The sequence below is a fragment of the Bacillus sp. 05T21 genome (genome assembly GCF_056396785.1).
This window is the reverse complement of sequence record NZ_JBFTMD010000046.1, coordinates 1-23727: the sequence shown is the minus strand read 5'-3', so window position 1 is coordinate 23727 and position 23727 is coordinate 1. Positions and strand designations below refer to the sequence as shown.

Annotated in this window: 22 protein-coding genes and 6 pseudogenes; 8 read left to right on the top strand and 20 right to left on the bottom strand. The window is 34.5% G+C overall.

The features are described 5' to 3' along the window. The 5 genes from AC1DKZ_RS31365 to AC1DKZ_RS31345 all read left to right on the top strand — a co-directional run. Positions 1 to 207, top strand: a 207-nt coding sequence (locus tag AC1DKZ_RS31365; RefSeq protein ID WP_476997853.1) for a DDE-type integrase/transposase/recombinase, incomplete at its 5' end; no start/stop codon positions are given. A gap of 232 nt (positions 208 to 439) precedes the next feature. Beyond that, the gene (locus AC1DKZ_RS31360) at positions 440 to 1012 is read left to right on the top strand and encodes an excalibur calcium-binding domain-containing protein (protein WP_476997852.1); all 573 of its coding nucleotides are present in this window, start codon (positions 440 to 442) and stop codon (positions 1010 to 1012) included. A gap of 56 nt (positions 1013 to 1068) precedes the next feature. Next, positions 1069 to 1740: a class D sortase gene (locus tag AC1DKZ_RS31355; protein ID WP_476997851.1), complete on the top strand. Its 672-nt coding sequence runs from the start codon at positions 1069 to 1071 to the stop codon at positions 1738 to 1740. A gap of 121 nt (positions 1741 to 1861) precedes the next feature. Next, positions 1862 to 2326, top strand: a complete 465-nt coding sequence (locus AC1DKZ_RS31350) for a stress protein (protein WP_243515628.1) — start codon at positions 1862 to 1864, stop codon at positions 2324 to 2326. A 238-nt stretch (positions 2327 to 2564) separates the two neighbouring features. Next, entirely contained in the window at positions 2565 to 3008 is a 444-nt protein-coding gene (locus tag AC1DKZ_RS31345; RefSeq protein WP_367735041.1) for a DUF5065 family protein, read from the top strand. A gap of 103 nt (positions 3009 to 3111) precedes the next feature. On the opposite strand, the pseudogene AC1DKZ_RS31340 reads toward AC1DKZ_RS31345, so the two are convergent. The 9 genes and pseudogenes from AC1DKZ_RS31340 to AC1DKZ_RS31300 all read right to left on the bottom strand — a co-directional run. Further along, positions 3112 to 3264 (bottom strand): annotated as a pseudogene (locus AC1DKZ_RS31340) (DUF6037 family protein); the annotation flags it as partial. Positions 3265 to 3386: 122 nt separating this feature from the next. Next, positions 3387 to 4088 (bottom strand): annotated as a pseudogene (locus AC1DKZ_RS31335) (IS6 family transposase); the annotation flags it as partial. Between the two features lie 140 nt (positions 4089 to 4228). Next, positions 4229 to 4417: a hypothetical protein gene (locus AC1DKZ_RS31330; protein WP_016127767.1), complete on the bottom strand. Its 189-nt coding sequence runs from the start codon at positions 4415 to 4417 to the stop codon at positions 4229 to 4231. A 238-nt stretch (positions 4418 to 4655) separates the two neighbouring features. Beyond that, positions 4656 to 4847: a hypothetical protein gene (locus AC1DKZ_RS31325; RefSeq protein WP_002191417.1), complete on the bottom strand. Its 192-nt coding sequence runs from the start codon at positions 4845 to 4847 to the stop codon at positions 4656 to 4658. A gap of 364 nt (positions 4848 to 5211) precedes the next feature. Further along, complete coding sequence (locus AC1DKZ_RS31320; protein ID WP_476997850.1) at positions 5212 to 5490, bottom strand: hypothetical protein; 279 nt, start codon at positions 5488 to 5490, stop codon at positions 5212 to 5214. Between the two features lie 843 nt (positions 5491 to 6333). After that, positions 6334 to 6705, bottom strand: coding sequence for an ArpU family phage packaging/lysis transcriptional regulator (locus AC1DKZ_RS31315; protein ID WP_476997849.1), 372 nt, complete (start codon positions 6703 to 6705; stop codon positions 6334 to 6336). A 137-nt stretch (positions 6706 to 6842) separates the two neighbouring features. After that, positions 6843 to 7472, bottom strand: coding sequence for a Holliday junction resolvase RecU (locus AC1DKZ_RS31310; protein WP_476997848.1), 630 nt, complete (start codon positions 7470 to 7472; stop codon positions 6843 to 6845). A gap of 2 nt (positions 7473 to 7474) precedes the next feature. Further along, positions 7475 to 7651, bottom strand: a complete 177-nt coding sequence (locus AC1DKZ_RS31305; RefSeq protein ID WP_476997847.1) for a hypothetical protein — start codon at positions 7649 to 7651, stop codon at positions 7475 to 7477. Between the two features lie 38 nt (positions 7652 to 7689). After that, a complete protein-coding gene (locus tag AC1DKZ_RS31300; protein WP_476997846.1) occupies positions 7690 to 7950 on the bottom strand; it encodes a PadR family transcriptional regulator in 261 nt (86 codons plus the stop codon). 381 nt (positions 7951 to 8331) lie between these two features. Here AC1DKZ_RS31300 and AC1DKZ_RS31295 point away from each other — a divergent pair, with 381 nt between their 5' ends. Then, positions 8332 to 8691, top strand: coding sequence for a hypothetical protein (locus tag AC1DKZ_RS31295; RefSeq protein ID WP_002187112.1), 360 nt, complete (start codon positions 8332 to 8334; stop codon positions 8689 to 8691). Positions 8692 to 10248: 1557 nt separating this feature from the next. Here AC1DKZ_RS31295 and AC1DKZ_RS31290 read toward each other — a convergent pair. Together AC1DKZ_RS31290 and AC1DKZ_RS31285 are read right to left on the bottom strand one after the other, a co-directional pair. After that, positions 10249 to 10617: pseudogene (locus AC1DKZ_RS31290) on the bottom strand (hypothetical protein). Positions 10618 to 10619: 2 nt separating this feature from the next. Further along, positions 10620 to 10814 carry a hypothetical protein gene (locus tag AC1DKZ_RS31285; protein ID WP_476997845.1) on the bottom strand — a complete coding sequence of 65 codons (195 nt, stop codon included), beginning with the start codon at positions 10812 to 10814 and terminating at the stop codon, positions 10620 to 10622. Positions 10815 to 11332: 518 nt separating this feature from the next. Between AC1DKZ_RS31285 and AC1DKZ_RS31280 the strand changes: the two are divergent. Beyond that, positions 11333 to 12008: pseudogene (locus AC1DKZ_RS31280) on the top strand (IS6 family transposase). A gap of 377 nt (positions 12009 to 12385) precedes the next feature. On the opposite strand, the gene AC1DKZ_RS31275 reads toward AC1DKZ_RS31280, so the two are convergent. Further along, positions 12386 to 13996, bottom strand: a complete 1611-nt coding sequence (locus tag AC1DKZ_RS31275; protein WP_476997844.1) for an S-layer homology domain-containing protein — start codon at positions 13994 to 13996, stop codon at positions 12386 to 12388. A gap of 681 nt (positions 13997 to 14677) precedes the next feature. Next, positions 14678 to 17008 carry a glycoside hydrolase gene (locus AC1DKZ_RS31270; RefSeq protein ID WP_476997843.1) on the bottom strand — a complete coding sequence of 777 codons (2331 nt, stop codon included), beginning with the start codon at positions 17006 to 17008 and terminating at the stop codon, positions 14678 to 14680. Between the two features lie 123 nt (positions 17009 to 17131). Between AC1DKZ_RS31270 and AC1DKZ_RS31265 the strand changes: the two are divergent. Continuing rightward, positions 17132 to 17434 (top strand): annotated as a pseudogene (locus tag AC1DKZ_RS31265) (thiol-activated cytolysin C-terminal domain-containing protein); the annotation flags it as partial. Positions 17435 to 17624: 190 nt separating this feature from the next. Here the strand turns inward: AC1DKZ_RS31265 and AC1DKZ_RS31260 are convergent. From AC1DKZ_RS31260 to AC1DKZ_RS31230, 7 genes and pseudogenes are all read right to left on the bottom strand, one after another. Beyond that, entirely contained in the window at positions 17625 to 19043 is a 1419-nt protein-coding gene (locus AC1DKZ_RS31260; protein ID WP_476997842.1) for a homocitrate synthase/isopropylmalate synthase family protein, read from the bottom strand. Then, the gene (locus AC1DKZ_RS31255; RefSeq protein ID WP_002107137.1) at positions 19040 to 20104 is read right to left on the bottom strand and encodes an alpha/beta hydrolase; all 1065 of its coding nucleotides are present in this window, start codon (positions 20102 to 20104) and stop codon (positions 19040 to 19042) included. Before AC1DKZ_RS31255 ends, AC1DKZ_RS31260 begins: the two co-directional genes overlap by 4 nt. Before the next feature lie 14 nt (positions 20105 to 20118). Then, positions 20119 to 20556, bottom strand: coding sequence for a DUF441 family protein (locus AC1DKZ_RS31250; RefSeq protein ID WP_476997841.1), 438 nt, complete (start codon positions 20554 to 20556; stop codon positions 20119 to 20121). Between the two features lie 15 nt (positions 20557 to 20571). Beyond that, complete coding sequence (locus AC1DKZ_RS31245) at positions 20572 to 21438, bottom strand: HesA/MoeB/ThiF family protein (protein WP_476997840.1); 867 nt, start codon at positions 21436 to 21438, stop codon at positions 20572 to 20574. A gap of 13 nt (positions 21439 to 21451) precedes the next feature. Continuing rightward, positions 21452 to 22300 (bottom strand): HesA/MoeB/ThiF family protein, encoded by an 849-nt coding sequence (locus AC1DKZ_RS31240; RefSeq protein ID WP_476997839.1) that lies wholly within the window; start codon positions 22298 to 22300, stop codon positions 21452 to 21454. A gap of 197 nt (positions 22301 to 22497) precedes the next feature. Continuing rightward, a pseudogene (locus AC1DKZ_RS31235) lies at positions 22498 to 23200 on the bottom strand (IS6 family transposase). Between the two features lie 358 nt (positions 23201 to 23558). Then, on the bottom strand, positions 23559 to 23727 hold a 169-nt coding region (locus AC1DKZ_RS31230; RefSeq protein WP_476997854.1), incomplete at its 5' end, for a thiol-activated cytolysin C-terminal domain-containing protein.

Sequence of the window (23727 nt, the reverse complement as noted above, 5' to 3'; positions counted from 1 at the left end):
CTCAATAACATAGTGGAACAAGTTCATCGGTTTATTAAAAAGCGGGTTCGTTCGATGTTAGGATTGAAATCCTTTCGCACAGCTACATCCATTCTTTCTGGAATAGAAGCTATGCATATGGTGAAAAAAGGGCAACTTGTTTTATTGGAGAAGTCTGTCCAAAATCAAGTGAAGTTCATCCATCAACTATTTGGAATTACTGCTTAAGACTAGATTTCACTAGGAAACTTTTCGCATCTTTATATCTTTCCTAAGTATTTGCACCAGAACCCTTTTTTTTTATTTATTTTCGACATAATATGACAATATACAAATTAATAGTTTGCTATTATTATCTAGAAATCTTACATTTATCTACAAATTATTATTGTATTTTTAATTTTTTAAATGTAAAATATTTCAATGTAAATACATACCATTTAGGGAGATGGAGAAAATTATGAAAAAACTATTAGCTTCAGCAACAGCGGTCACATTATTAACAGTGGGGTACAGTTCTGCTGCATTTGCAGCCAAGAGTCCTAATGATACAAAAAACTGTGGACATTTTAAAAGCCAACAAGATGCTCAAGCATTCTGGGATCAAAACGGATATGGTGTTGGAAATGATCCACATCGTTTAGACAATGATAAAGATGGCATTCCATGTGAAGATTATAAGTATCCAACAAGCACAAATACTACAACAGAAACTAAAGAAACTACTAAACCTCAAGAACAAACTAAACAAGAAAATACTAAGCAGGAAAACACTAAGCAAGAACCTGCTAAACAAGAAAACACTAAGCAAGAGAATTCAAAACAAAACAACCAAACAACAAATACTAAGCCTCAAACAACTGCAAAAGAAACAAAGAAAAATACTAATACAGTTGTGAAAAAAGAAACTAAAAAACAAGGTGAAAAATTACCTAATACAGCATCAAACGGTGTTACAATGATGTTAGCAAGCTTAGGCTTAGCATTAGCTGGATCTGTATTAATGTTCCGTCGTAAAAAGACAAACGCATAAAATAGTTCCTTAAAACGGCAGGAGAAATCCTGTCGTTTTCAAATGGAGTGATAAAAATGAATAAAAAACAATGGATAGGCTTATTTTTAATTGTTATTGGACTTACTATCTTTTCCTATTATTTTCTAGAATGGTATGGTGCTAGACAATCAGCAGAGTCGCTAACGACTAACGAAGCGAAGCACTATGAGACCTCCACACCTTCTAAAGAAAATGAAACAACAAACACCAATCAAACAGAGACAGAAACAGAAACAAAGACTGAGACTTCATTACAACCTGAAGAACCTGTACAAATTCCCGCATCAAAGGTAAACCATCAATTAGGAGATAAAGTGGCATATTTAATTATCCCTAAAATACAAAAGAAATACTCTGTATATTGGGGAGCTGACGATAAAGTACTGAAAAAAGGTGTAGGTATGTTTGTTAGTGACTTAACTACTACACCATCTGGAAATGGTCATACAGTACTAAGTGGACATAGAGATACCGTTTTTACCGAGCTTGGTCAACTAAAGGAAAACGACCAACTTATCGTGGAATATGAAAATAAAACATATACATATAGAATTAACAAGCATTGGATAACGGATTCAGAAGATCGAACAGTTATTGTAGACAAAAGTGAGCCAACATTAACATTAACAACTTGTTATCCTTTTGACTATATAGGAGACGCTCCAGATCGATACATAATTGAATCATCTCTACTCTCCACTCATTGAAGATGGGGGCTTCGGCTCTCTTTTTTTATTTGTATTCGACAAAATATGACAAGACAGTTGTAACTGGATTTGTTATGATTTCTATAAATCTTACAACTTGAATGTACGGAGGAAAGAAAAAATGAAACGAAAATTACTTACAGCATTAACTTGTAGCGCATTACTTATGGGGATGGCTGCTTGTAGTTCAAATGAAAAAACTGCGACTGAATCAAAACCAAAGCAAGAAGCGAAAAAGCCTGAACCAATTACTACAACTTCACTTATTAACGAGTTTAAAAAAGCTGGATTAGAAGCTGAAAATGCTACGGATCTACCACAAAAAGAATTTGGAAACATGCGTAAAGATGGGAAACGTATCCTAGTTCCTGCACTTGGTCAGGATAACGGTGGCCGTTTATTTGAATTTAGTAAGAAAGAAGATTTAGAAAAAGCTAAGAAGTACTATGATGATTTGAGTAACTCAAATCCAATACTTTTCTCACATACATACGCTAAAGGGAATTTCCTTTTACAAATGAATGGTGATATGAAAGATGAAGAGTTTAATAAATATAAAGAGGTTATGGATAAAACTATTAAGTAGGTTAATGAATCCGTTTTCATTTTCTAAAAACTGTGATAAAATCACAGTTGGATGGGAGTCCAATACATATTATTAAAATTAAAGTGGTTCAAGTCGGAGGAAGGCACCTTAGGGTGTCTTTTTTGTATTTATGGATTTTTTTAGAAAATATTTGAAATATAATACAATCGATTATATTATTATGTGTGTATGATTTCTGATTTTAAATAATTCTGAAATTTAACAGGGGGAAACAATAATGAAATTAGGAAAATTAGCATTAATTGGTGCATTAACATTTAGCGGATTTACTGCAATGGAAATGATTAAGCCTACCTCACAAGCTGCTGCAGCTTACTCAGATCCATTTAATGATGATTGGGGATTTAAAACCATTGTGGATTTGGAAAGTTCCGTGGAAAGTACATATCAACCTGATTGGAAGATTGGGAATTTAATAACTGGTGATACATTTTACTTAACGCAGCACTTTGGTAGAGAACATTTTGGTGCGCAAATGAAAATCTTTAAAGTCCACACAAATGGTACTCTAGAACGATTCCAAACAATAGAACCAGAATTTCTTCCTGGAATAGAAATTTGGCAAACCCCTATCACAGATAGCTATACAAGTGGTACTTATGTAGCTGCAATTAAATATCGTGGTGAATTCACGTATTCAAATCAATTTACAATCAATTAAGGATGTAATAAATTGAAAAAAGGCACCTTATGGTGTCTTTTTTTATTTCCTTTTTAATTTTGAAAATACCTGTTTTTTTGGTAAATTCATAACTTAGATCCCATTACTTATCCCTATTTTTCGCCCAATTAGCAAGAATCTCCTCTTTCGTCTTCAAATCATTTTTGTCCACAGAAAACCAGAAGCTTGCATGTTTCTCATCTTTCACTTCTTCATATAGATCTCGAAATAATATTTTTGCTTTATTATCATTATATGGGGTCCTGCCGACAAAACGCGGAAATTATACGCTAAGCAACTTCTAGCAAAGAAAAAACCGATTTCCTGTACGCTAAGGAAATCGGTTTTTAGCTTAGTGATGAATTTATAGTTGTTTTCTTAACCTGGGGCCAAACAGCTACTTTGGTAAAACAGTTTATGAATAAATTGTTTTTGATTTTGGACAGACTTGTCCAGTAAAACAAGTTGTCCTTTTTTCATCATATGCATGGCTTCAACACCACTCAATATAGAAATTGCTGTTTTAAACGACTTTAACCCTAACATAGAACGAACTCGCCTTTTAATAAACCGGTGGTCTTGTTCCACTATATTATTGAGATATTTAGCTTGCCTTAGTTGCATGCCTTCAGGCATATGTTTCTCTTCTTTCAACTCTTGAATCGCTACAGGATAAGCAGGGTTCTTATCTACTGTTATCAYGCGAGGTTTAGAAACATACGAAAAAGCCAAGGYTTTCTTGAAAAAACGCTTGGCTGCTTGTTTATCTCTTGATTTACTTAGATAAAAATCAATTGTATAACCCTCTGAATCAACTGCACGATATAAATACATCCATTGACCTTTTACTTGAATATARGTTTCATCGACTCTCCACGAGTCATTTGTTGATTTAAGATGATGTCGTACTTTCTCTTCTAATTGAGGTCCATATTGATGAACCCAGCGCATAATTGTTGTGTGAGCAATTGATAATCCTCTTTCCTCCATCATTTCCACCAGGTTACGGAAGCTCAAATTGTACCGTAGGTACCACCTTACTGTTAATAAGATGAGTTCAGGCTGATAATTACGATTTTTGCACCAGAACCTGTTCGCTTGTTTTGTTAGACCTTAAATCGAATTGCAACTACATTCTTCTTATTTAATAAGTATTAGTTTAGAAAAAACCCATAAACAAAAAAAGAGTGCTGTGAAAAAGCACACTCATTCAAAGGACTTTACCAATCCCGATGATCATCATGATCACGGTCATGATTACGTCTGCGACGACACTCATCACAATCACAGTCACGGTCACGTCCACAACGACGGTCATCACAATCTCTATGTCTGCGTCTGCAAAACATTAAATCATCCCAAAATCTATTACAATCTCTGCAATGTCTGAAATTACAATTACATCCCATAAATATGATTACCTCCTCTTAACAATAGAATTCCTCATATTCTAGGATTAAAAGTTAAAAACAGCTTGTTTATTAGTCTACTTTCTGCATTTTAAAATAATAATATTATTATCTAATCTTCAAATTGCAAGTCTATTTCACCCCTTATCATCTCTTAACAACAAACAAGACGCCAGCCAGATTACGGCAGCGCCTACGATAATTGCTATACACTTAATCAAACACATTTATCCTCACATTATTTATTTCTTTGCTTCCATACCCCATTCTCTTTACGATAAGTATCCTTTCCATTCATGGAGTCAGCTGTATTACCAGGCATGCTATATCTTTTATTCTTTTTCTTAGCCTTCTTCTTCAGCCTTTTCTCTTCTTGAACAGCTTGCAAATCCGCCTTCCATTGTTTCAACAAATCCTTTTCACTTCGCATCGAATTTGTACCCCTTGGATTAAGATGTGAACCAAACAACTAGATTCTACCAATTTATATAGATATCCTTTAATCCAAGTGTTAATTTTATACAAAATAAAAGAGCACCCATAATCGATAGGTGCTCAAATATATGAAGTGGGGCAACCCCATACTCCAATATATGCTTGTCCTTATTAAAAGGTGCAAAATAAAAAGAGTACCCGTCATTAGGTACCCTTCAACAAATAAGTATGGCGCCCCAAGTTTCACCTCATATGATAACTCGTCCCACGAATTCATCATATGCTTGTCTTATTAGAATGTTCACTGGTTTAATGTGTAATTTATATATAACAAAGAAAAAAGCACCCATTTTGGATGCTTAATGTATACTAATATTAATATTGAATAGCTCTATTGATAGACTTTCTAGAACAATGAATATACTAGCTGAAGCTAATCTATATCCAATATTATTTCCTGTAACATTAATAGTAATCTCCGCTAAATGGGTTTGCACATCATCTTTTTCAAAAATTTTATCTTCAACCTTTTCAATTATTGCTACATTATCTACTTCTTTAAAAGTTTTCAGCAATTTTGTTTCTAATAAAGTAAAATCAAAATTTTCATCTTTAACTACATCAAATTTAATCTTCATTTATCTTTCCCCATTTTTAACCAGTTAATATATTGACATCAGTATAATTATATATACTTTTATTGCATAATTCAAAAGTTATGTTTTATAAAACTCCCCATAGTTCACATATTTAATAGAGAGAAATAAAAAAACAAATGGCAAAAATTCCTCTTCAAAGGTCAAGATAACTCTCAACCTTCTCCAAGTCACCGCAACACTATATATTAGCTACACGCTTCACATTTGGTTAGTTCGGTGACTGGGAGAAGACTAAGAATCTTCTCGTTTATACTCCGTAGAGTCGGCTCAATACTTCGGCTACTTAATGTCATTTTCACCTTTGCAGACCAATATCGAATTATAAAGGATTAATATCAAGACGTATATATTTCTTCCGACGCCTTGTCTGAACCAATACACTAGAGGGACGGAAGGGGAATGTTTCCGCTGTATTGGCTCAAACAAAGAGCGAAAGCTCTCTGCTCTCATTTTGGTCATTAATAAGAATCGTGAGTAATTACTAATGAACGAGATTACGCATACATTTTTAGAATTTTAGAACGCAAGTGTCACTCAATCATGAGCAACCACCCCCATTCCATTTTCAAGAAACGACATATTAGAGAAATAGACTTATATTTATTATCAACCCAGAGGACGCATCCCGAGCTGAATGATAAATATAAATAATTTCGGGAAGCTCTTATTCCCTCTAGCCTCCGCGTCACCGAGTAACGTTATTATAATGGGAACGCTATCCCCAAAACGTATTCTCTTTTCAAAGAACTGTTTATGGAAATAGCTTATAATTTTCACGTTTTTATTTAGTCCCCCAAAAAGTTCGCATTTTGTTCGCGGTTTTTAGATTATCCCTAATGCTGTAGCAATCAATTTAACCGCACTCTGCTTCTTCTCATAGAAATATGTCTTCTTGAGTAGTAGATCATGATAAACGTCTGAATCCTTTACTCTCTCGTTTGTCAGAAACTTACGCTCAACGATTTTACGCTCGTCTTCATCTAATAAGTTGTTAAGCGCCTTCTCTACCTGCTGCACCTTCCAGTTACTTGTATTCCTTGAATTACGTAACTCAGGGAATAAACTGATTCCTTCCTGCTCCACTTCATTACTGAATCGCATCTTGAGTGCTCTGTATTCCTTTAATACGCTCACTACTTCCTTTTGTACTTTCTTATCATCGATAGCTGGTAAGAAAGTTAATTGTCTCTCCATGAAGGAATCCCCCTATTTCTAAATTTGTAATTTTAATATCACATAAGGTACGTGAAATTTTAATATCTCATTGTTGAATAAGGGAACGACGGTTAGTAAGTAGCCCCACCATCTACTCGCCATCGTTCCGCTATCCATTAAGCCTTTAATAATTTACGTTTCTTGTTGTTCATTTTCTCTTTCGCTGCTTCAATGTCATTCGCTACCTTTTTATGGTCCTGATCAAATTGAATCATGCTATCTATTACCGGTGTGAATCCTTGCTCATCAATGTATTGTAAGTAATCAACTGGCGCTCTTTCTGTCTGATCTGCCAGGTACCCGTAAATATCAAAGTCTGCTCTCGGTATCGACTTCTTACCTTTTGGCTGCTGCGACATCCTTACATAAGCTTGAATGACTGATAGTGGTACCAGAAATACTGACTTGCCCTTGCTAAATCCAATAAGGAAGAAACAAATCGCTCCCATCTTCTCTGCTTTCTCTAGATAATCCAATTGGTGCCGCGCAATGTTTTTTAAATCAAATCTATTTATCTCATTTGTAGACTTCGCCTCAAACGCTATAGCTCGTCCTTTATACACGCCGTCATAGTCTACTGTACTTTTAGATTCGTAATAACCATCTTTCACACGACCATAAACCATCTTTAATACCTTTACAGGAGTCGGACGCTTGTTTATAAGCGCCACTCTCCCTCTTTGATACATTTCATTCGATAGATTGATAAGCTTTTCAAAAGCCATTCCACGGTTACCTTGTCCCATTTTTATTCCTCCATTTCTTTCTTGCAGCCTTCAAGAAAATCAATAACTTCCTGAACATGCTCCCTTGTTGTCATACTTTCCATTACGTATCCTGCATCGTTATAAACATTAACCTTATTTCCTGTAAACCCCATTCCGCACATTCCGTCTGCACCTAATAGCTTTACTTTATCTTCCACTCTGCCAACCTCGCTTTCTATTAAAATGATTATTTTGTTTAGTTTTCTTTCCAACTCTCACCCTTACGAAAATGAATATTCCATGCTTGTTGTCGTGTAAAACCTATATCTTGCAGCTCTTTTATATTTTTGGGCTCTTCAAATGTGCAAGGAACACTTATTTCTCTACTAAAATCAAAACCAGATTCAACTGTTTCATCAGAAGAAATATCGATTTCTTGAATACCACCCTGTATTTCCACACTTTCTCCTTCAGCTGTTTGTATAAAGTATTTAACACCTTCTAAATTCAGGCCCATATCCATTCCCCTTTTCTACAAAATGAAATTTTTATAATCATAATTAGATAAAAACAACATAAATTTTAATGAGACTGGGTATTTATTAGCGGTTAGGAGCGCCTTGGTCAAGCGTTCCTTTTTTGTGTGTACAAAATAGCGTTTTTGTTAAAATTTCACTTCAATATACTTCATTTATGGTATATAATGATAATTGAAAACCAAAACTTTCATTTTAGATAAGTCCTTACGTTTATGTGAGGGCTTTTTTACATTCAAATAAGGATGTTATTTAAATTTCACAAAACCTATCTTTACCAAAATAGGTTCAAAATTACCCAATTAGCATAATATAATCCTTTTAAACATTTTAAATTTATAATTAGTAATGGAGGCATTAAAATGGGAAGCATCCCAAAATTACCATCACAACAATCATCCCTAAAAAACCAAATTAATTCTAACAATCACCAACAAACGAATAAAAAACTAAGACGTCGTCTTTTACTAGCGCTAGCTTTTATGCTACCTATTGTTATTTCCGCCCAAATCTCCCTTTATAAGCAGGAGCAAATGATTAAGAAAAAACAAATTATACTTAATAATGAAAAACAAAAATTATCTTATTTAAAGAACGTTGGACACTATCTTGAAAATGATATTAAAACTTTAACAGAGAGTGAAGAAGGTATTTTACAGTTCGGAAGAAAGTTGTATGGGTTTTCCAAGGCTGATGAAACTATATTTCTAATAGCTAAATAGCTTTTCGATATATAAGCAATTATCATTAATCAATGAGCAATTTAATGATAATCGCTTATTATCAACATCCCATTAAATAACTATTTTGTTAAGATTTTAAGTATCCAATTTCCTTTTTCGAATAATCTTTTTTATATCGCACATACTATCTCTAAGCCGACCTTTCCCCGGCTGCACTCTTTCAAAACGGAAAGCGCTCCTCCGTGCCGTGCAAGAACATGGCGGGCAACTTAATCAGTTGCCTGCTGTTTTTGTGTATAATCGTAAAAATTCTTGTGCAGTTGCGATAGGTAAGACTTTGAAGTTATCTCCATCTTTTCCCCCGCTTAACACTGTACGTGCGACTTTCATCGCATACAGCGCCCCATCTTATTCTGCTATACTAAAGCAACTAGATTACAAACAATGTTGTACTCACCAACGTATTAATTCCCCTTTCTTACGAAAAGTCCCATCATCTTACTCGATCCTGTGAGTTACATCTAGTTAATTTAGTTTTCAAAGAACAAGACTAGGGACTATCCCTCTACATTCGTTACATGTTTCGTCGGTACTGTGTCCCTACCTTCACAAGAATGAAGCAATTTCGGTTCGTTAGAACCTTATATGCATCTGTCCGCTAGTAGGCGTTGGTGACAGTTTCTTGCTTACCACGTTCCGATTGACCTAGCTATACATATATCCTTAGGTGCTTGCTGTAAGCCTGTTATCTTTACATCATCATCGTTAGATGTTCCGAATTTCATATCCTTTAATCTTACTTTTCGGTAGATAACATCGTCATTGACGACATACATATTTCTTATGTATTAATAATTTAGACCCGTATATTCGCAAGTTCGCCAGTCCGTTATTTTAGACATTCTCACCATAGATGTTTTGTAGCATCCCGACCTATCCATTACCATATGATTTCTCACTTAGGTTTTGTTCAGCCGACTTCACCTAGCTTCATACAATTTGTCACTACTATCACGCCTTGCATGTAGGAGTATTAGATAAGTAGTTTCAGCTCAACCTGACAGCTTTCATTCCTACTTTCAGTCAATCAGTTGTTGTTATCAAATTGATGACCCTCCCATTTCGTGTTTACACACTTATAAGGAAACGTGTCGCGCAAAGGATTATTTTGTTAAAATTCTGGATAAATATTAATATTCTTCATAAAGGAGGTTTACTGATGAAAATGATTTTTTTAGTTATTTTCATAACAATTTTCCTTGTAATAATTTTGTATTTTGTTGGTATGTCACTCTTTTGAAATCAACCCTAAATTAAAATAAAACTATTTAAAACATCCTCCGTTTAATTATCAATTATTCCGTCAATACTGTAGATAGGCTGTTAGCCAAAATTCATTTAAAGTAGTTTTCTCTGTATCTCCTTGCAGGGAGCAGTTAGCTTTTGCTAGCTGCTCTTATTTTCTGCAATTGGTTACATTTCCCTGATGTTTTTAACATAATATTACGTTACAATATAAAAGAATAAAATATATTGAGCTGTTATACCATTACCCTAGGAAACTAGGGTTTTTTTTTCTACAAAATGAAATTTTTATTAAGAGTTTATAATCTCTCTGATTTTTTTAATCTTATCTGCGTTAACGTCTCCTAAAGCTTTCATATCAATTACTACACTAGAATGTCGCGCTCCATTCAATAAATCTACGCAACATACATGTTGTTCTTTTTCATCACTGGCCTTTAATTGAATGCCTTGAAATGAGGCATCACATCATATATCCCTTAAATATGATTTCGTTTCAAATAGCTCATTCCAATGTTCATTCAAATACATTTTCATAAAGCTTTCGATATCTTCACCACAAGATACCTCGATCTCTTCAATAAATGAATCGTCCATTGTAAAAACGTTAAAGATCATCCAAGCTGTAATATTGTTTAATTTCACGCTGTTTTCTTTCATCATTAATCCTCCTCAAGTTCCGTAACAGTTATATAATTTCTAGCATTCTTTCGATTCGATATTCTCCTTTGATACGCTGGTCTTGTATAAAAATGAACTGTTGCAGGAAGTACGCCCATATAATCAGCGCATTCCTTTATGGTCCCGATACATAGCAAGGATTCACCTTTATAAACGACGTACTCCTTTAAGTTCATTGTTCATTCTCCTTTTCTAATAAAATAGCGTTTTTGTTTAGTTTCACTCTAAAAGTAAAATTTTCATTTTTTCATTCAACCGAGTTCATAACATATTCTTTTCCTCTGATAAAATAATGATTAGGTGCCCCATGCGTATTTTATTCACTGGAAATAATACCTTTCACGTACTTACGTATTAGAAACTTCATTTCTGCTTCTTCTGCAATAGCAATTTTGTTCACTTTTTTGATACATTTATGAAACATTCATATATTATCTTTAATATGTTCTATTCTTTTTAAAGAACCATGTGAGAATACCAAAACAAGAAGCCCTAACTCTAGGGCTTCTTGTTTTTAAATAACTATTTTGTTAAAAACTCTCTTTTTTCGTTTTCTTATATTTCAAAATACAAATGTAGTAAAATATAAGAACACTATAATTTAAGGAGGTGCGAAAACTTCAAAATAATTGCAGGTAATCTCTAAATTTTGGACATACTGATACTATTACTCTAAAAAAGGGGCGTGATCAGTATGGAAAAGCGAAATTTATTCAAGTGGAAACATTATCATCATGATATTATTTTGCAAACAGTAAGATGGTACCTACGGTACAACTTGAGCTTTCGTGATTTGGTGGAAATGATGGAGGAACGGGGCTTATTCGTTGCTCATACAMCGATTATGCGTTGGGTTCATCAGTATGGTCCTGAATTAGACAAAAGAATCCGTCGTCATCTCAAGCAAACCAATGACTCTTGGAGAGTCGATGAAACATATATCAAAGTGAAAAGTCAATGGATGTASCTGTATCGTGCTGTCGATTCGAAATTCACCTAAGAAAAGCAAGAAACCACAAGGCTGCTAAACGATTCTTCAAGAAAGCTTTGCAGTCTTTTCATATTTCTGAGCCTCGTGTCGTGACAGTAGATAAGAATCCAGCTTATCCTATAGCAGTTGAAGAATTGAGAAAAGGAAAAAAGATGCCATTAGGCATCCAACTAAGGCAAGTGAAATATCTCAATAACATAGTGGAACAAGATCATCGGTTTATTAAAAAGCGGGTTCGTTCGATGTTAGGATTGAAATCCTTTCGCACAGCTACATCCATTCTTTCTGGAATAGAAGCTATGCATATGGTGAAAAAAGGGCAACTTGTTTTATTGGACAAGTGAAGTTCATCCATCAACTATTTGGGATTGCTGCTTAAGACTAGATTTCACTAGGAAACTTTTCGCATCTTTATATCTTTCCTAAGTATTTGCACCAGAACCGTTAATAATGTTTGCACTTGAATAGATTTTGCTTTTCCATACCAATCACATCCTTCTTTAGAGTACTAGTATCAATATATCCAAGTTTAGGTGGTTACTTACAAGCGTTTTGGAGTGTTTGCACCAGAACCCATTTGTTTGACAAAATAAAAAGGAAAAACTAATTGAATAGTTTCCCCTTTTATTTTGTATTGCAGAGAATGTTATACCCTCATGCCCATCAAACTAAGCTCATGTAACGTCAATGATAAGCAAGATTGTTTCTTTTTTTCGAAAGTCTATATGTAGATGCTTTAAAGACTTTAGTTTTTTATCATCTGTTATAGTTGATATAACTAGAGTCATAATAAACCCACTGACCTGTTCCCATTCTTAACCAACCGTTCTTTTCTTCATATACTGTAACTTTTTCGCCTTTACTTGCCTTTCTAACAATAGAGTAGTTTGAACCTGCTCCACTTCGAATATTTACTCCAATACCATTGATTTCAGCCGTTCCAATTACATTTTGAACACTACCAGTTTCAATTACTAGAAGCATGTTTAGAATGAACGATGCTGTTTCGCCACGGGTTGTTGTTCCTTTAGGATCGTATTGATTGTCTTCTTTACCTTTTACAATACCTAAGCCATACAATCTTTGTACGTCTTCTTTATAGTTAATTTGTTCCTTATCTACGAATGGTAAGTTTGCAACTGGCCCCCATAGACCTTTATACTGTAAAGCCCTGTTTACAATGATTGCTGATTCTTCTCTTGTAATAGGTGTGTTTGGGTCAAAAGAACCGTCTCCTCTACCTGCAATGATACCTGCACTTGCAGTTCGTTTAATACCATCTCGTAGAGTTGGGTTTGCATCATTTAAGTCTTTAAATGATGCATCTCCGGCTGGCAAGTTTAGAGACTTAGAGATTAATTGGGCAAATTCGGCTCTTGTTACTGCTCTGTTAGGTGCGAAAATTCCGTTTCCTTCCCCTACCATAATACCCCTTCTATTTAATTCTCGAATAGCTGACTCATACCACCCCCCTGTAATATCGTCTGTTGGTTGAGAAAGGTTATTATAATTCCCCTTAACACCATTTACGAATGAATCCCATTGTCCATTGTTAATCATGTTAGCAGGACAGTTTTTACCACTCCATCTTTGGTGTTTTACGATATTATTTAACGGTACACCAGTTTCTTTCATTAAATAAGCTACAAGTTTCTTAGCATTATCTACTGCTTTACTGTAGTTACCGTCTCTGTTAACTGCGATTTCAATTGCAATAGATTGTCTATTACCTGGACCATCACCATCTCCTGCGTGCCACCCGTTTTCGTTTAATGGTAAGTGTTGATAAATCTCTTTATCGTCTACTGTAAAATGCCATGATGCAACTCGGTTTGTGTTCCCTACTGCTTGGTTATATAGGTATTGAGCATGGTTTTTAGCACCTGCTCCTACACTTGTATTATCAGTCTCATGAATTGTAATGTACTTTGGACTCATGTAGTTTTGAGGACGAATATTATCGTTACCTGCTGGAACAATCCATTCATTGAATGGAACACCGTTTATTGTACTAGAGATGCTAGGTGATGCAGGAGATAGACTACGTTTTGTTCTGTTCGAATTGCTTGGAACAGTTAATGTACCCGTTTCTTCATGAATACCTTCTGAACGTTGAAGACTGTCTGCTTTCTTATTATCGATAGTACCTCCACCACGTCCGTCTACCCCTTCAAAACTAGCTTCAATACTTTTTAAAGCCTGTTCATCTGATGCTTGAAGTTGGCCTGTTTTATCTTGTTCCTGAACGCTTGTAGGTTGCTTATTGTTTACTAATTGTTGTTCCTCTGCAAATGATGCCAATGGTGAAGATAATACCGTTAAGCCTGCTGTTAATGCTACTACTTTTTTGTTAAATTTAATATTCATTTATAATTTGGTATATCTCACTATTTTAATAGATATACCTTCCTCCTTGTACTTCTTTTAGTGTGAATAATAGTTTAAATAATGGTAGTTTGAATCCCCAAAATAACGACTTGATTTTTCATTTCATATAATTAACTGAAATCTATAGGTCCGCCTAGATATGTCAATATTTCAGGGTTATAACACAACACTAGGGTTCCCCCATAACTAAGACCAATGAAAAGAGAATCCAACACAGATCTCTCTTCATAATTGTTTAAATTGATATTGGGGAGTGTTTCAAACAAATATCGAAGAGAATGATAAGGACTTAAATTGTTCTCTTTTGCAGTTTCAACCACACTATACATGATGGCACTCCCTCTAGTACCTTCGTAAAAATATAGTTTAAATAACATAAATAACCTTTAATATACAAAACTATAACATTTACTTTATATCCCGTTTGATTTCTATGAAATTCAAAAACCTTTCAAAAATCCTGATTACAAATAAAAAGGGACTTCAAAACACAGAAGCCATTTTTTGTGTTGGTTTGGAATAAAGCTTGATCAAAACTCAGGGGTTTTACCGTGACAGCTTTATCTAATGACGCAAAACGGTGCAACTTTTTTTGCAAACAGTTAAATTTTATTCAAAATAGTACGACCTTATTTCACAGCAAAAACCATGTCATGTATCTTAGTACTTTGGAACTTCTAATATACTCTTTTTCTTCCCATCATATACTATAGCTGTTTTTGCTTTTATATTCTCATTGTCATATGTGAAATCTTGGTTTGAGAAATTCACAATCACTTTCATGTCATTTCCAAATGTCGTACTTTGAACTTGCCGATCTTCAGACAATACTTCAAAATTAGTCATTGGTTTTGTTACGGCTTTCTCATGAAATGGAGACCATACTTTCAAATAAGAGGTAATGATGGATTTACTTTTCTCCCATTCATTTTTATCAATATGATATAAAGGTGGTACATTATACAACATTTCAGATAACATTCTATTTCCTATCTCATCCTTAATTCTAAAACTTCCCCATGACCATTGGTGAGTCGTAATAATTGAATCATTATATACAAGTTTATATAACGGAATTGAATATACAGGATTATTATAAATATTTTTATAAATAGGCTTAATAGGTATGGTTTTTCCATTCAGTTCTGGAATAGCACCATCTGGTGAAGTGGATTTATATCCGCCTACATAATATGGGTTCTTTTTATCTCTCATATCAGAGTCGGGCCAAATCCCAGGCGTTTCTATTCCATGCGCAAAGGCAATTATATTACTAGCAAAGTCATTCCCACCTTCTGATCCGACTACCATATGTTTTTCTTCGCTAATATATTTCATTCTTTGCAGTCTTGCTTTTACATCTTGCTCCTGAGTAGTAATGTGATTTGGAGAATAATCGTCATAAATTTCACCTGTAGCATCACAATCGACAAACCAAGAATTAAACGGTATATTATTTTGTAAAATATCACCTACACGTTCTTGCACACTAGGTAAGGATAAAGTTGGATTTAACTTTCTTCCTTTTCCTAAGAATCCTCCTACTTTTTCTCCTTTTTCATTCGATATTGTAGCGTTTTCATATAAAGTTTTATCTTTAAAAGAAGCTGTATTCCACTCTCTACTTCCCACTTCATGAATCGAGTGGTATGAATCATAAGGACCGATTAAATACCCCATTCTATTTGCTTCTTCTACCATTTTGGGATTCATTAATCCATTAGCCCAATTAGGTAAACCTATCCATGCTTTTTTAACATTCGATTTCTTCATATCAACTAAAACATCTGTTGTTTCTTTCTGTTCCCATCTACTTACTTCATCCACTGCCTCTGTTAACTTACTCTTAATTAATCCTTTGTTCAGTGTATATAATTCTTGTTCACTTAAGTTTTGGATTCCTTTTTTCAACAATTCATCCATTCCAGTATCTGGATTACTGAAAATATCTTTATTATAAAGTTGTTCTAATTTTAATACCTGATTTATCGCATTAACTATTACTTTTTGCTGGCTTTTATCGATAGCTTTTTGATTCTTTATATCTTGCATAACAGTTTCAAAATCTTTTGAGCCATCTTCCGTATTTTCTTGTAACAACTGTGCAATCCAATTTGTAAATGTCTCATCCATTTTTTGTGAAAATTTATCCCACTTGATATTTTCTACTGCAATCCCACTGTGGTCCCAAAAATAAATATGAGGAGCACCATATAATTTTTTAATGTTCGGATTTGTTTTTGCTTTTTCTTCTAGTGTCTTAAATTCTCCCTGTTCTTTTATATAATTTTTATAAATATTGGCCATCGACACAGGGTTTTTATCAGTTAGATACAATCTGAATCCATATTCTTTATTCTTATTAATAGAAGGATATTGATGTGTAAAACTAAACTGTATATCGGAATCAGCAGTGAAATGAATATTATCGTTATACATTTTTTCAGCTATATACATAATGGAATAATTAGATTTATTCAATGCAAAGAATCTCATAGAAAAACTTTCTATGAATGACATCTCTTGATCTTTTAAATATTCTTTCCAGTTTGGATCATTGCTAGGTATATTTTTTCCTTCCCATAATGGTAACGTATAGCTGTCCGCACTTACTTTAGGCCATGTAAATTCATTAGCTCCTTCAGACTTAGTAGATTTTAACTTAATATTTAAATAAGACTCTTTCTTTTCAATCTTCACATCTATTTGGTCATCTGGATAACTCCATGATATACAATCATCTTTTTTTATTAGATTTGTTATTTTTTTCTTCGATAGTGGTAAGGAAGCACTTTCTCTTACACCATCTTTTTCCACAAAAATTTCACCAGTTTCAGGATTCACATCAAAGGTGAAATTTTTGTATTGAGAAACCACGTTTTGTCCCTTTGTTGTAAAATCCTTTTGTTGCGCATAACTCAGGGATGGTAATGTAAGACACATTGAACTCATCAAAATTGGAATGACTAGCTTGTTCATTTTTTTATTCATACTTATAAACCTCCTTTTTTGTATTTCTATTCTACAAATACATTGTGACAGGAATGTGACAAAATGGTGAGTGGCTCAAAAAAAACGAATTCTTGCCGTGCCCCTATTTGAAATTGTGGTTCTGGTGCATATGTTGCTCAATTTGATGTATCTTGGGATGAATTCTCATATGATCAAAATGGAAAAGAAGTACTAACCCATAAAACTTGGGAAGGAAACGGCCAAGACAAAACGGCTCATTACTCTACAGTTATACCCCTTTCACCGAATTCAAAAAATGTAAAAGTCGTAGCGAGAGAATGTACAGGTCTTGCATGGGAATGGTGGAGAACAATTATTAATGAACAAAATGTTCCATTAACAAATGAAATAAAAGTTTCAATTGGAGGAACGACATTATACCCAAGTGCTAATATTAGTCATTAGGTAAAAGGGGCACGGCAACGATTACTTCTTTTTGGGGCCATTCAAAAAACAGATAGAATTCAAAGGACATATTGAATTCTATCTGTTTTTTATTTTTTTACATAAAGAACATTGAGGTTACTTATACTCTTATCAGTCAGATGGTTTACTAAAACATCATCATAACAGAAATAAAAACTTTTTTATTTAATTAATATACAAATACTTTTGATGAGTTTTCCTCTAATAAACTAGAATTATAATTAGGTGCTAGTACGATGTTTGTATATGTCCCTGTACCCGAAAGGTATTTGTACCTATGTTTTAACCCCGATGGAATAAAAACAGATGCCGGACTTTCAATTATTTGCAATTCTCCTTCAATTTCCACTTCACATAAGAGGCCTGTACCATCTATTCTATTCCCCCAAAAAATAAAGGCACTATCACAATGATGTGCGTGAGTATCTACATGTCCTTCTAAGTTCTCATCCATATGGGCGTCGTAAAATACACGCTGTATTACATAAAATGAAGCACGTTCATCAGTTCTATAATCCATCTGTACCCAACGCTCTCCTGGACCATCACGATGATATAAAAGCTCAGATGCTCCTTTTACAAATGGTTTACTAACTCGGAGAGACTTTGAAAGCCGAGGCCCTTTTCTTTCTATACGTTTTTGTTGTATGTTCCTTACTCTGCCTATCATTTCAGGTTGAATACCCTCATATGCTGAGTAATTCTGCTGAACAGCTTTTATATGATAGGATGCAGTATGAGTAAATATATTCTTTCCAATAATCGGTCTCCAATGATCTACTTGACAACCAGTAGCTAATTGGAGAGATTGCGTTAATTCAGGAATCATCTGTAGTTTAAAGCACTGTAGATTACGCTTTTGAGATAAAAATACTGATAAATTTAGCAAATCAACAATCCCAGCACGTTCACCTATTCCGCACAATGTAGCATCAATGACAGATGCCCCTGAATCAATTGCAGCAAGAGCATTTGCCATGGCTAATCCTAAATCATTATGAAGATGAACTTCAATCTCACAAGGGAATGTCTCAACAGATTTCTTCACAATTGTCGCACACTGACCTGGCTCCCAAATTCCTACAGTGTCTGCTAAACTGATTCGATCTGCTCCAGCTATATGTGCAATCTGTCCAATGTAGGCGATATCTTCCCATTCCGTTCGTGAAGCATCTTCAATAGTAAAACGGATTTTCATTCCTAAAGATTTTGCTTCTTCAATAGCATGTTTCACCTGATTAATAACATAATCTTTTGATCGATTGGTATACTTTGTTTGTAAAGAAATAGGATTAATAGACGCCCAGATTCCTATCCAATCGGCACCAGCACGAGAAGCCGCATGAACTTCTTCTTTTTTCGCCCGAGCATGCATAAGTATTTCGGCGTGCTTTGCAGATGCTGCAACTTCTCGGCAAATCTCTTCTTCTTCTTCAGAGATGCCAGGGTGTCCAACTTCGATAAGACTTACTCCAAAATCCTCTAACATGTGAAGTAATGTAATTTTGTCTTCCTTGGAGAAACGAATACCACATTGTTGTTCTCCTTCACGCAAGGTAGCATCTAATATTGTTAAACCCTTTTTCATTCCTGTTTGCCTTCTTTCGCTTCTATAAAGTTTAATGTTTGTTCGAATAGGGTATTACGATTCTTTTCATAAACAGCCCAGTGTGTAGCATCAGGGATTACTACTTCTTTTTTTTGTTTTGTACTTGTTAATTTTGACATCATATTTCGGTCTGCAAATATGTCATCTTCCCCGTAAATGACAAGTAATGGAGTGGTAATCTTAGATACATCATATAGGGGCTGATTTTTCCAAATATAAAATAAATCTTCAAGTGGACCGACTGGTCGACGAATCGTTTGATTATTTTTCTTACTCATAGGATCTGAATCAATAAAAACTTGTTTTACGGCATCCATTGCTTCGTTTGTAACAATTTTTTTATTTCCCATCATCATATGCCAATGATGCATTCCTTTATCAAAGTCCACCATTTGATAAGCTGGTGCTTCAGGATTAAACTGATTAGGTTGTAGTGGGTTTTCGAAAGGCTGTGTCATCATAGGAAGTGTGAACCCATGCATATATCCATATAAAATAAGTTTATTAATATCTTGAGAATGGGATATTGCATAATTTCCAGCCACAACACCTCCATATGACCATCCAACAATATGAATTTTTTTTACGTTTCTCTTCTTTTTAATCCAATTTACAATTGTTTCTAGATCCTTAGTTGCATCATTCAAATGAATAACCGGACGGTTTTGGGCAGGAGGATCTGACATTTCTTTAGGGCGAGAAGAACGACCAAACCCTCTGAAATCCATAGCCCAAGTATCATACCCTTTTCTGGCATACTCATCCATCCATGAAAATTTTGGTACATCAAATGCTTGAGCTGTAGGTACACTAAATGGTTCTAAAAATAAGATAATTTCATCAGATGTATACTGTTTTTTATTATTTAAGTTTTTATGAAGTAAAAATAAATTTTCCTCTCCTTGCTGAATTTCTAATTCTTGTTTTACCACTTTAGAAGTTTGATCATTTTGAGAAGTTTCTTTGATATTAGAACAACTAGACATAAGTATTATCAAAAAAATCCCTACTAAACTAATATGTGTCCATTTTATCTTCATTTAGAATATTCCTTTCATTTCATAGAAATGATAGCTATGATTCCAGCCGCAATAATTAATCCGGCTGGTAACCCTTTTGTAAATAATACGGCAATAAGAGTACCTATTAAGACACCTAGCAATATCGTAGGATTCATAGGTAGAACTCCTACACCTTTTCCTCCTATGTATGACACAGTAAAACCTGCTAGAATGGATCCTAATCCGATAGGAGAGGTAATTAATTTTATTACGTTTTCACTGGTAATCTTTCCAGATGTAATTGGTACTAAAAGGAATAACATCAGAAAGAAAATACCAATTGGAAAAGAATATTGTTGAATAAGATGTAATAAAGTTTTTTGTCCAACAGCAAGTAAAACTCCTAATAAACAAGCCGCACCAGCTAGCGCATAATCCTTAACAAGTAGAGCGAGTGTAACAATAGTCCCCAGTAACAAAAAAGAAAGCATATTCTCTTACCTCATCTATAATCTTGTATAATCCCAACTATCATTTTCAGGTACAGACACATGTACCATATTTTGATTTGCAAGGTTAATTTGTATTAAATTTGGACTTATTACAGGTTTTAAGTCTTCTCGATTTATTATAAATTTAAATGCTTCAAAGCTTGCTAGAATGCCTACGATATTCGCAACGGGAGACAGTACAGCCCATGGACGATCTTCTTGTACATAATTATTTGCCCATTTCTCATCCGCACCATGCTTGACCGAATGAAGAGCACGTCCATCTTTTAATTTATGAATTTTATTTTGCATTTCTGGTGTTAGTTCTTGTTGATAAGACGGATATCCTAACGCGATTTCATAAGGCGTAGAGTCAGGAGTTAAAGACATGACGCCACCTCTAAAGGGAGGTGTAACTGCAATCCAAATAGAAGGAATCCCTAATTTTTGAGCTGTACGATGGATAATTACTCTCGCTACTAAATTATCAGTTGCATCTATAATGACATCTGTATTCGTTAGAAGTTCTAATGCATTGTCCTCGGTAACAAATTCTTTCGTTATCTCTATTTGTAATAATGGATTAATGTCTTGCAAAACTTCTAAAGCAACATCTGCCTTCGGCTGTCCTAATTTACTGTTGGAACTTAGCATTTGTCGATTGATATTGCTTGCTTCAAATACATCTTGATCAATAACATGTAAAGAACCCACACCCATTCGCGCCAATTGGATGAGTGTAATTCCTCCTACGCCCCCTGCTCCAACTACAGTAACTCGAGAATTTTTTAATTTCTCCTGCTCCTCTACAGAGATAACACCAATATTTCGCGTAAAACTTTCTTCATATATATTTTGCATATCATTATTTTTTGTTAACAAATTATATTCCTCCTTACAGTGTTTTATAATCCCATCCACCCTTTGGGACTTCTTTTACTTGAACCGGGATATGACTATCTAAATCCATTACAATGCCTTTAGGCGCTCTAGCTAGAGGTTCACGACCAGTTAAAACTTGTATTGCTTCATGAAAGCTAAATAGTGACAATAGATGAGCACGCATCGGTGTGATAATCCAGCCTGCTTTTCCATCACAAAAATCTTGTGCCCACTCTTTTGGTGCGCCTTTCTCCACAGAATACCAAGCTCGACTTTTCTTTATATCAGCAATCTGTTGTCTTAATTCTTGATTTGTTAATTTGCATCCGACACTTGAGATGTTTAATGCTTCTTCATAAGGAATTCCGTTTGGAAAAAATGTAGAAACAAATCCTCGTGTTGGGGGGCTACCTGACATCCCCACACTTGGTATGCCTAATTCTCTAGCTGTTCTATGTATAATAACTCTTGAAGGCATATCATCGACGGCTTCTACTACAATATCATGCCCTTTTATAAGCTCGATTACATTATCTTCATCTACTCTTGTTTGTATAAAATTTGTTGATATATAGGGATGTATATCTTTTACAACCTGTTCTGCAACTTTTGCTTTTGGTTCACCTATAACACTAGAAAGCGCTAACATTTGTCTGTTAATATTAGAAACTTCAAATTCATCGGGATCAACACCGGTAATATGCCCTATTCCCATTCGAGAAAACAGAATCGCTTCATATCCACCTACTCCCCCTAATCCAAAAATAATGACCCTCTTCTCTCGAAGGCATTCTTGTTCCTGTTTAGAATAAACCCCTATATTCTTCTTAACCATTTCCCAATAATATGAATCCATATCCATTTTAAAATCTCCTTTCTATGTAGTAACTATTTCAAGAAACTTTACTCATGAAATAACTACTATATATAAAAATAAGATAGATTTATGGCATTTTTGTGTGTTATTTGCAAAAAATGTGAAAAGACTTTCAATTCGGTTCTGGTGCAAAAATAAAATAAAAGAGAATAAAGCGCATATATCCCTAACGGAATCGTATCTTATGGTGCAAGTCCAAACAATTGATGGATGAATTCTTTCTGATTTTGGACAGACTGGTCCCGTAAATCAAGCTGTTCTTTTTTAATCATATGCATGGCTTCTACCCCAGAAAGAATGGATGTAGCTGTGTCAAAACATTTGAGCCCTAGCATAGAACGGATTCGCTTCTTTATAAAGCGATGATCTTGTTCTACTATGTTATTCAAGTACTTTTGTTGTCTAAGTTGCATAGCTTTTTTCTTTTTTTAACTGTTCAATCGCTATAGGATAAGCTGGGTTCTTATCGACAGTTATAACACGCGGCTTTGAAACATGAAAAGACCGCAAAGCTTTCTTGAAAAAGCGCTTTACAGCCTTTTGGTCTCTTGTTTTGTTTAGGAAAAAATCAATTGTGTTTCCTTTCGAATCAACAGCACGATACAAATACATCCATTGACCTTTTACTTTAATATATGTTTCATCGACTCTCCAAGAGTCATTTGTTTGTTTGAGGTGACGACGGATTCGTTTGTCCAATTCAGGACCATACTGATGAACCCAACGCATAATCGTTGTATGAGAAATGGATAAACCCCGTTCTTCTAGCATTTCCACCAAATCACGATAACTTAGGTTGTACCGTAGGTACCATCTTACCGTTAATAAGATAATATCAGGCTGATAGTGCTTCCATTTGAACCAATTTTTCTTTTCCCTACCGATCACACACCCTTTTAGAGTAATAGTATCAGTATGTCCAAGTATTAGAGATTACTTGTAATTACCTTGAAGTTTTTGCACCAGAACCTATAGACTTGAGACTTTGAAATGTATCCAAAACGAAGTTTCTTCTTTCTACATTTATTTATGGGAATTCAGCACGTATTTTCATTTTGAGGAACAATGAATTTCTTAAATTGATGGCAATGTGATGGTATCCTTAAAAGTCGCGACTTTATTTAAAGGCGACATTAAAAATATTCTTCAAATCCTGGAAGCATAAGTTTGCCGTAAACAAAAAGAACCATAAGCTTGCAACCAAGTAAAAAAGCGCCCTGTTTACAGGACGCTTCACTTCAACCTAATGACTAATATTGGCACTTGGATATAATGTTGTTCCTCCAATTGAAACTTTAATTTCATTTGTTAATGGAACATTTTGTTCATTAATAATTGTTCTCCACCATTCCCATGCAAGACCAGTACATTCTCTTGCTACGATTTTTATATTTTTTGAATTTGGTGGAAGA